10 protein-coding genes are annotated in these 12703 nt (G+C 70.0%); 3 read left to right on the top strand and 7 right to left on the bottom strand.

Going from position 1 to position 12703, the window contains the following annotated elements; translation table 11 throughout:
- The first annotated feature begins 27 nt into the window (after nucleotides 1-27).
- Nucleotides 28-663 carry a TetR/AcrR family transcriptional regulator gene (locus AB0F56_RS22275; protein ID WP_362012362.1) on the top strand — a complete coding sequence of 212 codons (636 nt, stop codon included), beginning with the start codon at nucleotides 28-30 and terminating at the stop codon, nucleotides 661-663.
- An 11-nt stretch (nucleotides 664-674) separates the two neighbouring features.
- Here the strand turns inward: AB0F56_RS22275 and AB0F56_RS22270 are convergent, their stop codons facing one another.
- Nucleotides 675-1457, bottom strand: a complete 783-nt coding sequence (locus AB0F56_RS22270) for a DUF2993 domain-containing protein (protein ID WP_362012359.1) — start codon at nucleotides 1455-1457, stop codon at nucleotides 675-677.
- A gap of 478 nt (nucleotides 1458-1935) precedes the next feature.
- Between AB0F56_RS22270 and AB0F56_RS22265 the strand changes: the two genes are divergently transcribed.
- Nucleotides 1936-3549: an MFS transporter gene (locus AB0F56_RS22265; protein WP_362012357.1), complete on the top strand. Its 1614-nt coding sequence runs from the start codon at nucleotides 1936-1938 to the stop codon at nucleotides 3547-3549.
- Nucleotides 3550-3847: 298 nt separating this feature from the next.
- Here the strand turns inward: AB0F56_RS22265 and AB0F56_RS22260 are convergent, their stop codons facing one another.
- From AB0F56_RS22260 to AB0F56_RS22245, 4 genes are all read right to left on the bottom strand, one after another.
- Nucleotides 3848-4495, bottom strand: coding sequence for a TetR family transcriptional regulator (locus AB0F56_RS22260; protein ID WP_116157425.1), 648 nt, complete (start codon nucleotides 4493-4495; stop codon nucleotides 3848-3850).
- 99 nt (nucleotides 4496-4594) lie between these two features.
- On the bottom strand, nucleotides 4595-5683 hold the full coding sequence (locus AB0F56_RS22255; protein WP_362012354.1) for a catalase family protein: 1089 nt from the start codon (nucleotides 5681-5683) through the stop codon (nucleotides 4595-4597).
- A 28-nt stretch (nucleotides 5684-5711) separates the two neighbouring features.
- Nucleotides 5712-7052, bottom strand: coding sequence for a peroxidase (locus AB0F56_RS22250; protein ID WP_362012352.1), 1341 nt, complete (start codon nucleotides 7050-7052; stop codon nucleotides 5712-5714).
- Nucleotides 7053-7065: 13 nt separating this feature from the next.
- Nucleotides 7066-7674, bottom strand: a complete 609-nt coding sequence (locus AB0F56_RS22245) for a hypothetical protein (protein WP_362012350.1) — start codon at nucleotides 7672-7674, stop codon at nucleotides 7066-7068.
- Between the two features lie 709 nt (nucleotides 7675-8383).
- Between AB0F56_RS22245 and AB0F56_RS22240 the strand changes: the two genes are divergently transcribed.
- Nucleotides 8384-8767, top strand: coding sequence for a hypothetical protein (locus tag AB0F56_RS22240; protein ID WP_362012347.1), 384 nt, complete (start codon nucleotides 8384-8386; stop codon nucleotides 8765-8767).
- 469 nt (nucleotides 8768-9236) lie between these two features.
- Here the strand turns inward: AB0F56_RS22240 and AB0F56_RS22235 are convergent, their stop codons facing one another.
- Complete coding sequence (locus tag AB0F56_RS22235; protein WP_362012345.1) at nucleotides 9237-10565, bottom strand: class I SAM-dependent RNA methyltransferase; 1329 nt, start codon at nucleotides 10563-10565, stop codon at nucleotides 9237-9239.
- A 59-nt stretch (nucleotides 10566-10624) separates the two neighbouring features.
- Entirely contained in the window at nucleotides 10625-12676 is a 2052-nt protein-coding gene (locus AB0F56_RS22230; RefSeq protein ID WP_362012343.1) for an APC family permease, read from the bottom strand.
- Nucleotides 12677-12703 lie beyond the last annotated feature (27 nt).

The following is a 12703-nucleotide window of genomic DNA, read 5'->3' as shown; positions in this document are numbered from 1 at the left end:
CATCGCCTGCGCGGTTAGACTTGGCGCATGCCTACGTCAGCCCCGCCCAGCAACCGATTCGAGCGACGTCGCGCCGAGACCCGTAGCGCGCTCATTCGCGCCGCCCGGCAGATACTCGCCGACAGCGGGGACACCGGCATCAGCATCCAGGCGATCGCCGAGCGCGCCGACGTGGGCTTCGGCTCCTTCTACAACCACTTCGAGTCGAAGGCCGAGCTGTTCGAGGCGGCGGTGGTGGACGCCCTGGAGGAGTACGGCCGGAACTTCGACCAGCGCCTGGCGGAGATCGACGACCCTGCGGAGCTCGTCGCGGCGGGCTTCCGGCTCAGCGCCCGCATGGCCGACTCCCACCCGGAACTGATGCAGGTCCTGCGCCGTCGCGGGCTCAGTCACATCCACTCGGACAACGGCCTGGCCCGGCGGGCGCTGCGTGACATCGAGGTCGGCACGGCCTCCGGCCGCTTCACCGTGGTCGACCCGACCGTGGCCCTGTCCGCACTGGGCGGCACCCTGCTGTCCCTGGTGGAGCTGAGGTTCGCGCGCCCCGACGTGGACGGTGACGAGGCCGCGGTGAACCTGGCCGAGATGGCCCTGCGCATGCTGGGCGTACCACCGAACGACGCCCACGAGGTCGCCCGGCGCCCCCTCCCCGGCCCCGCCTGAGGCGACCGCTCCTACCCGGCGGAGGACGAACCCCGCCGAAAGGCGACCGAACGGCCGGTGAAGGCAGCGTCGATTCCGTCCCGCGTGGTGGTGACGGATCGCAGGTGCAGCCCCTCGGGGACGCTCTCCAGCGGGATGGGATCTTCCAGGGCTCTATCCAGCAGCGCTTCCAGCGGAGGAAGCAGCTCGCCCCGGACGGTGCGGACATCCGTGAAGGCGATGCGGTTGCCCGTTGCCGCCGAGACGGCCGCGCTCACGGTGACGTCGCCGACGACCGGCAGAACGGCCGTCGCACTGATCCGGTCCGTTCCGCCACCTGGTGACATCCGCACACCGAGCGCGCCCGACACGTCACCGTACGAGAGGAATGCGGTCGCCTCGACATGGTCGGCGTGAGCCTCCTCGGCACTCCCGGAGGTCTTCAGCCCGTCAAGGCGTACGTTCAGCTTCGTCACCGGCAGGGGCCGAGTCGAGCCGTTCGCGGGTATGTCATGGGCGGCCAGGTCGATGCGCCGGAGGCTGCCCTTCGCCAGCTGGGTGAGCACGGGGAAGCCGCTGACGCGTACCGACGGCCGATCCGCGGTTCCCATGCCGTGCTGGAATGCCTCGGCCGTATGGCTCTCCGCACGGGCCGCCGCGATCCGGTCCACCGCGACGCCACCAGTCAGCAACGCCGCCATAGAAGCGGCGACGACGATCAGGCGCCGCCCCCTCGGGGCAGAGAAGCCCGTGGACAAGGAATCGCCGCGGTAGGGCTCGCCGACGCGTCCGTCATCGGGCTGGGGCTGGTACATGGGAGTGCTCTCCAGAAGGCGGTCAGGAACTTCTCGGGGTGAGTCTCTGGGACGAGGGCGCCGATGCACTCGGGCCGGCCGAGCCCTCGGACGCAGGCCGCGGCTCGGTCACCGTCCGCACCCATCGCGATCAGCGCGGCGGTCGCGGTGCGGGTGCCGTCGTCGGGCCAGGTCCCGGCGTTCACGCACTCCAGCAGGCCCAGCGGATGCCCCTCCAACGCCCGGCTCAGCGGGCCGGGTCGGCCGTTGGTGACCGGACACCGTGCGCCACACCACACCCTCGAGCAGGTCAGGTCGGGAGCTCCGGTCAGCGGTGGGGAAGGCAACTCAATAGTTGCACACTAGCGAGCAATTAACTAACCTGCACATGGATGGGCAATTAACTTGCCCGACGGTGCCTCGCAGGCAGACAGCCGCGCCCGCGCCGATCCTCTCCCCCGAAGCCTCCCGCTTTCTCTCTCCCCCCGAGGAGCCCCCGATGCCGCTCTTTGCCAACGCACCCGCCGAGAAGATGACCGAGCCCTACCCACGCCGCTGGTGGGCCTTGCTCGTGCTCTGCCTCAGCCTGCTGATCGTCGTGATGGCCAACACGTCGCTGGTCGTGGCCGCGCCGGACCTGACGCAGGACCTGGGACTCTCCAGCAGCGACCTGCAGTGGGTCATCGACGGCTACACCGTCCCGTACGCGGCGCTGATGCTGGTACTGGGAGCGATCGGCGACAAGTACAGCCGCCGGGGCGCGCTGATCCTGGGCCTGCTGATCTTCGCGGCCGGTTCGGTGATGGGCGGCCTGGTCGACGAGACCGGCCTGGTCATCACCGCGCGCGCGATCATGGGCGTCGGCGCCGCCGTGGTCATGCCGGCCACCCTCTCCCTGCTGGTCGCGATCTTCCCGAGGACAGAGCGTGCCAAGGCCATCACGGCCTGGAGCGCCACCTCCGGCCTCGCCATCGCCGCCGGACCGGTGGCCGCCGGCTGGCTGCTGCAGGACCACGCCTGGGGCTCCACCTTCCTCATGAACGTGCCCATTGCCGTCCTCGGCGTCGTCGGAGCGCTGGTACTGGTACCGCCGTCCAAAGCGAAGGGCATGGGCCGCATCGACTATGTCGGCGGTCTGCTGTCGATCGCCTCGGTCGGCAGCCTCGTCTACGCCACCATCGAAGGCCCGCACTTCGGCTGGGGCACCGGACCGATCACCGCGGCCGTGGCCGCCGGCCTGAGCCTGGCCGCCTTCATCGTCTGGGAGCTGCGCCACCCCAACCCCATGCTGAATGTGCGGAAGTTCAAGGAGCGCCCCTTCAGCGGCTCGATGCTCGCGGTGCTGTTCTTCTTCTTCGGCACCTTCGGCTCGATCTACTACTCCACCCAGTTCCTGCAGTTCGTCCTCGGCTACGACGCGCTGGAGACCGGCATACGACTGCTGCCACTCGCCGGAGCCGTCTTCGTCGGTGCCGCGGTGACCGGCAAGCTTGCCCCGAAGCTGGGCGTGAAGCTGATGGTCGGGGCCGGCATGGCCATCGGCACGGCCGGCGTCTTCCTGCTCACCCAGATCGAGTCGGGCTCGACCTACACAGACTTCCTGACGCCCCTGCTCCTGCTCGGCTTCGCCATCGGGCTGAGCCTGTCCCCGGCCACCGACACCATCATGGGCGCCTTCCCCGAATCGGAGCTCGGCGTCGGCGGCGGCGCCAACGACACCGCGCTGGAGCTCGGCTGCGCCCTGGGCATCGCCGTCCTCGGGTCACTGCTGGCCACGTCCTACAAGGACAAGCTGACCGAGCTCGTCGGCGGCCACCTCCCGGCCGCCGCGATGGACACCGCCAAGGACTCGGTGGGCGGCGGCATCGCGGTCGCCGAACAGGTCGCCCTGAACCCCCAGGGCGGCGCCCAACAGGCCCAGGCCCTGCTCGGCGCGGTGCACGAGTCCTTCGCCCACTCCATCGCCCACACCAGCCTCATCGGCGGCATCATCATGGCCGCCGGCACGCTGATCGTCATCGCCGTCCTGCCCGGCCGCAAGCGCGTCGCGAAGCACCGTCAGGAGCAGACGGACGGGACGGCGAGGCAGACCGAGACCGTAGGCGCCGCCTGAACCCCACGGCATGACCGCGGCTCATGGCCGCCGACCGGAGGCCGGACAGCGTTCCGGCCTCCTCCACCAAGGACGGGCCGTACCTGAGCGGTGCACGGCCCCGGACGGTGCCGGAAGGGACAGCCGGCACCCTCCTCTTGCTGCGTGCGTCCAGGATGCCGACCGGGAAGAACCGAGTGGCCCCCGGCTGGGACTTCCCGGTGCGACGGAAGGGGGTGCACCAGGCAGGAAGTCGCCCGGAGGCAGCGCCTTGGCACCGGGTCCGCTCGCAGTTCCGCGCCGGCGGCCGGGCCGCGGCTCAGCCGTCGCCGCCGGCCTCCGGGGCGACCGAGGCCGCCACCTCTTCTACAACAACGCCCGCCCGCTCCTCCGGCACGCCGGCCGCGATGAGCGTGGTGACGGCCACCCGGGTGCCGTCGTCCTCCAGAGCCCCGGTGTTGACCTCTTCCAGCAGGGCGAGCGCCATCGCCTCCAGAGCGGCGCTGAGCACCGCGGGCGGCAGATGAGAGTGGAAGACTCCGTCCCGCTGGCCCCGCTCCACGACGGCCGTCGCCCTGACACGGGCGGGTTCGAGGATCTCGGCGACCCTTTCGACGCCGAGATCCCGCTGGGCGAGCGCCAGGAGCATCCGGTACCGGTCTCCCACCGGCCACATCGCCAACGAGAAGCGCGCGAGCGCCCGCTCGGCCGGCTCCGTCGCCTCCGCCGCGCCTGCCACGGCGCCCTGAAGAGCCTCGGCGGCCTCCTCGGCCAGCGCCTCCAGGAGCGCGGCACGTCCGGGGAAGTGCCCGAAGAGCGTTCGCCTGACGACACCGGAGGCGCGCGCCAGCTCCTCCAGGGTGGTGTCGGGGTTTCGCCCGAGCTCCTGGCGAGCGGTGGCCAGGATGCGTGCCCGGTTGGACCGTGCGTTGCGTCGCTGCGGCACGCGGCCGACGGGCTGGGGCACGGAAGGAACCTCGAAGAGTCCGGACGGAAACGGGAACCACCATTCTGGCACGCGAGCCGCTGCACGATCCGCGGCCGTATCCAGAGCCGGCCTGCCTGATCAGGCGGGAATCTCCTTGATGTCGGACGGCTCCTCGGGCTCGATGCCGTTGACACGGTGGCGGAAGTCGCTGGAGGCGGGATAGGCGGCGCGGCGCGACCGCATGATGGAACCCAGGGGACGGTGGGCCTCCAGGGCGTGCCAGGGGCTGAAGGACAGGACGTCGTCCGCGTAACGGCGGCGGGCGTCGCTGTAGGCGTCCTGCGCGGGCAGGTGCAGCACCGCCACGGTCTCGTGCGGGGACAGTTCCTCGGGCCACAGGACCGAGGCGTCCTCCACGGGCATCCGTTCGACGTCCGTGCACAGCTGGGCGCGGATGTCGTACTCGGCGCTGTCGTGCGCGAAGAAGTCGACGACGAGGTCGCGCAGCGCCGACTCGCCGGCCTTCTTGTGGACGCGGCTGCCGGTGAGGGCTCTCACGTTCGCCGAGCGGGGCGCGGCGGAGATCTTCGCGACATGGTCGCCGTAGCGCAGCGCGGCCATGGAGTGGAAGGTCTCGCCGAGGATGTGATCGTTGGCGGCGGCCAGGGTCTCGACGGTCGGCGGGAGCGGGCGTCCGGAGCGGGTGAGTGCCTTGGCGGCCACGCGGGCGGCCGCGCCGGTGAGCTGGAGCTGCTGGTCGCTCTGGCGGGGCTGCTTCTCCAGCAGGTCCTGGAGCTTGGCGTACTCGGCGATGTTGCCGAAGGGCAGCGTGGGGTGGTTGACCAGGAGGAAGTCCTGGGTGGTGAAGCCGTCGTCGATGGCGCGGGGTCCGGGTGCGCCGATCACCTTGATCGCGATGCCGCGCTGCACGGGCACCTGGTCGGAGCGCAGGTCGCCGGGGGCGGAGGAGAAGCGGACGATCACCGGGTAGGTGGCCGGTTCGGCGAAGAGGCCCTGAGCGAGGTGGGCGGGCAGGTTGGGCTGGACGCGCAGTTCGCCGGCGAGGACGCCGTGACTCTTGGCGTGGGCGTCGCGCAGGCCGTGCCGGTGTTTGTCGGCGACCTGCTGGTTGGCCTTGCCCATGGCCGCGACGACCTGGCGGACGAGTTCGTCCTCGTCCGGAAAGGGCTGTTCGAGGTCGGGGCTGTAGCGGACGTACGAGGTCATGGGGAGTGCCTTCGCGCGGGGTGGGGGGTCAGTTGCTGCTGAGCCAGCGGATGGCGGACAAGCTGGGCATGAAGAAGTACTCGCCGCCGAGGAGGGTGTTGAAGGACTGGATGTTCTGCACCCGGCGGGGCGGGGTCCCGGGCACGGTGAAGTAGGCGCCCTTGTCCTGGAGCGAGATCATCGGGTCCTTCTCCTTACCCAGGCCCATGAAGTTGCCGGAGCCGACCCATTCGCTCTGGAGGAACTCGACGTTGTCGATGGCGCGGGCGCCGAGGGCGATGAAGTCCAGGCCGCGCGGTGTGCCGTCGTCCTTGAGGCGATCCGGGGGCAGAGGGGTGCCGTAGGAGGTGCCGCGCCGGATGATGCGGCGGATGTTGACGTCGGTGAGAACCGTGAGCTTGGTGTCGCGCGGGTTCATCCGGCGGATGTGCGAGCCGAGCGGGGTGCACAGTCCGCGTGGGTCGGCGGAGTAGTCGAAGTCGTTGATCCGGTTCGGGTCCTCACCGATCGCGGGGGTGTCGCGCTCCGGGGTCAGGGCGAGAGGTGCGCCGCTGCGCCAGCGGCCGACGAGCTTGGCGGCCAGCAGTTCGCGTTCGGCTTCGGTGGAGGCGTTGTCGTGCAGCCACTTGTTGAAGGCGGCGACGTGGGAGTGGTACTTGCGGAAGACGACGTACGTGCCGTTGCGGCCGAGGACGTCCGGGGCCGGTACGGGCAGCGGCGTACCGGTCTCGCTCGGGTAGCCGAGGACGAACTCACCGGCCTTGATGGGCCGTCCGTCGCCGGGCAGGGGTTCGGCGCCGCTGCCCTCGATCACCGGCTGGCTGAAGCCGTCCCGGTATCCGAAGACGTTGAACCCGTCGGCCGCGAAGTCCTGGTGCGACAGCAGCCGGACGCCAGGGACCTCGCCCAGTTCCTTTTCATAGGCGCCGACTTCGGCCCGCCAGTCGTCCTCGCTGGCGGCATACACCGTGACGGCGATGTGCACGCGCGGGGTGCCGAAGGGGAACTCCCAGCGGTCCGGGGCGTTCACGCCGGTGTCCCGCAGCCGCTCGGCGCGGGCGGCCATCCCGGCACGGAAGTTGGCGGGGAAGGAGGCCAGTGACTCCTGCGGTACGCCGAGCGCCACCAGCCCCTGGTAGCTGAGGGCGAGAGCCAGCCAGGACGGCTGCGGCTCGTCCCAGCGGGCCGCCGAGGTCACCCGCGGGGCCAGCCGACGCAGCAGCTCCCTGCCCCCTGCAGCGTCAGTGATCTCCAGGATCGCGTGGGTACCGAAGTAGGGCTCGGGTCGGGCCCGCAGCAAGGTCGCCTGGATGTCGTCGAGATCCAGCGTGGGCGGGCGGCGCAGACGCCGGAACAGCGGAGAAGGCATGGCGCGCCTGCCGTCAGTTGAGGTCGGACAGGAACCGCTGCACGGCGGCCTCCTGCCGCTTGAGCCGACCGGCCTCCGCAACAGTGAGGTCGGGGTGCGCGACGTACCACGCCTCCGCCGGGAGCTGGTGCTTGACGATGAACTCCTTCACGTCCGGCGAGGTGATACCGGGCCATCCCTCGACGTTGCTGAACAGGTAGTCCATGAAGTCGGGGATCTTGGTGGCGAAGTCGTCGATGTAGGGGTCCCACTCGCCGTCGAAGGCAGTCGCGAACAGCAGCTTCGTGTCGTTCTCCAGGAACACGAACCGCATGTTGTGCAGCGTGCCGACCTGACCTGCGCCCGCCAGGTTCCCGCCGACCAGCTTGAAGAACTTCCGCAGCTGCTTCGCGCCGTCCGGCTTCAGCGGCAGGATGGTCGTCAGCTCGGACACCTCGCCGCTCTTGGCGCCGATCCGGCCGGCAGTGGTGACGGCGTGCTCGGCCATCTCCTCCTTGTCGGCCAGAAGCTCGGCGATACGCAACTTCAGCGCGATCTTCGCGTCCGCCAGCGCCGAGTCGACCTTCTCCCGGACGGCCTCAGGCAGCTTCTGGAAGCTGTCCTGCAGATCCTTTTCGCCCATGGCACTTCTCCTCGGGATCGAGCGCCCACGCTGTCAGCCGGCGCAGAATTTCCCATTCGGCCAGGTAAGGGATGCCACGGCGGCATCCGAAGGTGCCCACCCACACCCACTGACCATCTCAGCAGAACTGATTAAAGCATCAGACAAGCAGTCCCGCCTGTCAACGCACGACACCCGATCGGAGGCATGCCGCCGGATCCCTACCGGCGACGTTTCCTTGGCGCCTTCCACCGCAGCCACCGCTCTTGCGCAGGGAGGCCCGAGCAGCCGCGGCGCGACAGCCCGCTCCAGCCACCTTCCCCTCGTTCACGCACGTCGACAACCCGAGCAAGGCGCTTGTCCGACCACCACCTCCGCACCGAATTCGACTCGCTCCCGCTCCACGCGCGGCGTCACGACGACATCCACATGCGGCATCCATGCCAGCAGCACCAAGCAGCCTTCAGACCGGCCCGGCACCTTCCAGCGAGAAATCGTTCCACGCGCTGCCGGGAGCGGTTGCACTCCGCGATCTGGCGTACGCGGATGCCACGAGGCGTTCTTGTCGATGTCGGGCCGGCCCCTTGAGCAGCTGATCGGCCGGTACCTGTTCGACGTCTTCCCCCACAATCCGAACGACCCGCCGCGACCGGTATGCGCAACCTGTATGCCTCACTGCGCCAGTCGCGGACACCGGCGAGCCCGACACCATGGCCGTGCAGACCACGACGTGGGGTACCCCGACCGGCCCGGGGTGTGGGACGAGCCGTACTGGAGCCCGGTCGCTCCTGACGGCACCGTGGCTCTGCTGCTGCACCGGGTCGAAGCGGTCGCCGAACTCATCCGCGCCCGCGGCGGCCGACCGGGCGGACCGCGCGCCGACCGGGCGGACCGCGCGCCGAGCGAGCTCTACACCCGCCCCCGGAAGTTGCAAGAGGTCAACGAGCGCCTGCGTCAAGCCCACGCCCGGGAGGGAGAGGTCGCCCTCCACCTGCAGGAGGCGATGCTGCCCGCGCCCCGCCGCTCGGCCACCACCGGGCCGCGGTGTGCCACCGGCCAGCGGTGGGAGCCTGAACGTGTGCAGCGACCGGTACGCCCTCGTCGACCTGCCTGAGGGCTGCCGCACGGCCGTCGCCCCGAACACAGCGCCGCGGACCCGGACCAGCTCGCCGACACACTTCTGACCCGCCTCATTCCTGCGGCCGACCTCACCGACGACACCGCCCTCATCATGATCCGCCTGTAGACGAAAAGCCCGAGGACCTCGCCGCCACCGGATCGGGAGCGGTAGACCCAGCGGACGCCCCCTCACGAGCACGCGAACCTCGTGTCACGGAACGTCACTATCGAGAGGCGGATAGGCAGCGGCAGTCAACAACTCGGCAGCCAGCGCCCCGGCCACTGCAAGCTGCCCACCGCCACCCGATCGAGGGCTCCGCCCGGCGGTCACCAATCGCACATGACGACCCATCAGAAACCGCGCTGTCCGCGCGTCAGACGTGCGTCACGTGCGTCGAATATGCGTCAAGATATCGCACCTGACGCACGTAACGCCCACAACGCACACTCGGAGAAACGCCAGGTCAGCGGCCCTTTTCAGCAGGCTCAAGGATCGCGACGCACTCGACATGATGGGTCATCGGGAACAGGTCGAACGCCCGCAGCGTGCGCACCCGGTAGCCGCCCTCCTTGAAGTAGGCGATGTCGCGGGCCAGGGCCGCCGGGTCGCAGGCCACGTAGGCGATGCGGCGGGCGCCCAGGCCCGCGAGGTGCTTGACCGTCTGCTTGCCCGCGCCCGCGCGGGGCGGGTCCAGGACGATGAGGTCGACCTCCGTGATGCGGGTGCGCGGGAGGACGGTCTCCACCTTGCCCTGCTCGATGCGCACGCGGTCGTAGGCCTCGAGGTTGTGCCGGGCGTCCTCGACCGCGCGCTTGCCGGACTCGATGCCCAGGACCGCGCCCTGGTCGCCTACGCGGTCGGCGATCGCGCCCGCGAAGAGGCCGACGCCGCAGTAGAGGTCCAGGGCCGTGTCGCCCTTGCGGGGCATCAGGCCCTGCATGACGGCGAGGACCAGGGTCTGGGCGGCCTTCGGGTGGACCTGCCAGAAGCCGCCGTTGCCGACCCGGTACGTGCGGTCGTCGGCGCGCTCGCGGACGAAGGGGCGGCCGTGGACCCGGTGCACGCCGCCGTCGTTCTCGTCGACGCGGAGGACCGAGACCGGCTTGTCCAGCTCCACCAGCGGGAGACGGCCGCCGGGGCGGGGGGTCAGGACCACCTGACGGTCGCCCGAGCCGGTCGCGGCGATCGCCTCCACCGAGGCCATGCCCTCCCAGGTGTGCTTCTCGATGCCGAGTTCCGTGACGCCGGGAGAGGCGATCATGCAGTGGTCGATCACCTCGACCTCGTGCGAGCGGTGCTTGCGCAGGCCCGCGTGGCCCTCGGCGTCGACCGCGTACTGCACGCGGGTACGCCACTGCGGGACCTCGCCCGCCGGGAGCTTGTCGCCCTCGGCCGGCATCACGGTGCCGTCCCAGCCGGCCTCCTCCGGGGTGAGCCCGGCGAGGCGCTGGAGCTGCTCGGCGATGACCTCGCCCTTGAGGCGGCGCTGCGCGCCCGGCTTGGCGTGCTGCCAGTCGCAGCCGCCGCACTTGCCCGGTCCCGCGAAGGGGCAGGGGGCCTCCACCCGGTCCTTGGAGGCGTCCAGGATCGTGATCGCGTCCGCGCGCAGGTAGCGGGAGGTCTCGTCGCCCTCCGTCACCTTCGCCACGACCCGCTCGCCCGGCAGCGCGTGCCGGACGAAGAGGACCCGGCCGCCCTCCGTCCGCGCGATGCAGTGGCCGCCGTGCGCCACCGGGCCGACCTCGACCTCGTACTCTTCCCCGATCAACGAAGGAACAGGTGCGTTCTGCATGAGCGGGTTACTCCAGGGGAAGAGAGATGTGGGCTGCCGCAGGGCGGCAGCCCACCAGTCTACGTGCCCTTGCCGGCCGGTTCCTTCGTGCGCTTCTCGACCGGGCCGCGCCGCACCGAACCCGGCGCGTTCCAGTCCTGTCCCTTACGGGCCCGCTTCTTCGCGGCCTCGGACGAGCGGAGCTGGTACGGGACCGAGGTGACCATCACGCCCGGGGTGAAGAGCAGCCGGCCCTTGAGCCGCAGCGCGCTCTGGTTGTGCAGCAGGTGCTCGTACCAGTGGCCGACGACGTACTCGGGGATGTAGACCGAGACGGCGTCCCGCGGGCTCTCGCGGCGGATGTTCTTGACGTACTCGATGACCGGCCGGGTGATCTCGCGGTACGGCGAGTCGAGGATCTTCAGCGGTACGTTGATCCCTCGCCGGTCCCACTCCTCCCGCAGCGCCTTGGTCTCGGCCGGGTCGACGTTGACGCTCAGCGCCTCCAGCTCGTGGGCGTGCAGCAGCTTCGCGTACGCGAGGGCGCGCAGCGTCGGCTTGTGCAGCTTGGAGACGAGGACGACGGAGCGGACCCGGGAGGGGCGGACGTACTCGTCGGGGCGCTCCTCGGCCGCCGCGATCTCCTCCGCCACCGAGTCGTAGTGGCGCCGGATCGCCGACATCGTCCCGTAGAAGATCACCATGCCGAGCAGCGCGACCCAGGCGCCGTGGGTGAACTTCGTGGCGAGGACGACGACCAGGACCAGGCCGGTGAAGAAGGCGCCGAAGGCGTTGATCGCGCGGGAGCGGATCATGTGGCGGCGCTTGGCCGGGTCCTTCTCGGTCTTCAGGTGCCGGTTCCAGTGCCGGACCATGCCGGTCTGGCTGAGGGTGAAGGAGACGAAGACGCCGACGATGTACAGCTGGATCAGCTTCGTCGAGTCGGCCCCGTAGACCCACACCAGCAGCATGGCGGCGCCGGCGAGGAGCACGATGCCGTTGGAGAAGGTGAGCCGGTCGCCGCGGGTGTGCAGCTGGCGCGGCAGGTACCGGTCCTGGGCGAGGATCGAGCCGAGGAGCGGGAAGCCGTTGTACGCCGTGTTGGCGGCCAGGAAGAGGACAAGCGCCGTGGCGGCGGCGAGGACGACGAAGAGGAACGTTCCATCGCCGAAGACCGCCGCGGCGACCTGCGAGATGACCGGGTCCTGTACGTAGCTCTCGCCGACGGGCTGACCGTTGCTCAGCAGGTCGTGCGCCGGGTTCTCGGCCATCCGTACGTCGGTGGCCATCGCCAGGAAGATGATGCCGCAGAACATGGTGACGGCCAGGCCGCCCATGAGCGCGAGCGTGGTGGCCGCGTTCTTCGACTTCGGCTTGCGGAAGGCGGGCACGCCGTTGGAGATCGCCTCGACGCCGGTGAGGGCGGCGCAGCCGGAGGAGAAGGCGCGGAGCAGCAGGAAGACCAGTGCGAAGCCGGCCAGGCCCTCGTGCTCGGGCTTGATCTCGAAGTCGGCGGTGGGCGCCTTCATGGTGTCGTCGAGGACGAGCCCCTTGTACGCGCCCCAGGCGATCATGATGAAGACGCCGACGACGAAGACGTACGTCGGGATGGCGAAGAGGCTGCCCGACTCCTTGACCCCGCGCAGGTTCATCAGCGTCAGGAGCAGGATGACGGCGACCGCGCAGAGGACCTTGTTCTCGACGACGAACGGGATGGCCGAGCCGAGGTTCTCGATTCCGGAGGAGATCGAGACGGCGACGGTCAGGACGTAGTCGACGAGCAGCGCGCTGGCGACGGTGAGGCCGGCCTTCGGGCCGAGGTTGGTGTTGGCGACCTCGTAGTCGCCGCCGCCGCTCGGATAGGCGTGCACGTTCTGCCGGTAGGAGGCGACGACCGTGAACATCAGGACGACGACCGCCAGCGCGATCCACGGGCTGAAGTGGTAGGCCGACAGACCCGCGATCGACAGGACGAGCAGCACCTCGCCGGGTGCGTACGCCACCGAGGACAGCGGGTCGGAGGCGAAGACGGGGAGAGCGATGCGCTTCGGGAGCAGGGTCTCCCCGAGCTTGTCGCTGCGCAGAGCCCGTCCGATCAGGATGCGTTTGGGCAGGTCGGTCAGTTTGGACACAACAGAGGATCGTAAGCGCTAAGAATT

This window comes from Streptomyces sp. NPDC026092 (genome assembly GCF_040638605.1).
In the GTDB taxonomy this organism is placed as follows: Bacteria; Actinomycetota; Actinomycetes; order Streptomycetales; family Streptomycetaceae; genus Streptomyces.
Note: the sequence above shows the minus strand (reverse complement) of the source record. Positions and strands in the feature narration are given on the sequence as shown.

Excerpts from the sequence above, each read along its gene's own strand:
- AB0F56_RS22235 (WP_362012345.1), bottom strand. The coding sequence starts at position 10,565 with ATGCAGAACGCACCTGTTCCTTCGTTGATCGGGGAAGAGTACGAGGTC.
- AB0F56_RS22250 (WP_362012352.1), bottom strand. The coding sequence starts at position 7,052 with ATGCCTTCTCCGCTGTTCCGGCGTCTGCGCCGCCCGCCCACGCTGGAT.
- AB0F56_RS22265 (WP_362012357.1), top strand. The coding sequence starts at position 1,936 with ATGCCGCTCTTTGCCAACGCACCCGCCGAGAAGATGACCGAGCCCTAC.
- AB0F56_RS22275 (WP_362012362.1), top strand. The coding sequence starts at position 28 with ATGCCTACGTCAGCCCCGCCCAGCAACCGATTCGAGCGACGTCGCGCC.
- AB0F56_RS22255 (WP_362012354.1), bottom strand. The coding sequence starts at position 5,683 with ATGACCTCGTACGTCCGCTACAGCCCCGACCTCGAACAGCCCTTTCCG.
- AB0F56_RS22270 (WP_362012359.1), bottom strand. The coding sequence starts at position 1,457 with ATGTACCAGCCCCAGCCCGATGACGGACGCGTCGGCGAGCCCTACCGC.
- AB0F56_RS22245 (WP_362012350.1), bottom strand. The coding sequence starts at position 7,674 with ATGGGCGAAAAGGATCTGCAGGACAGCTTCCAGAAGCTGCCTGAGGCC.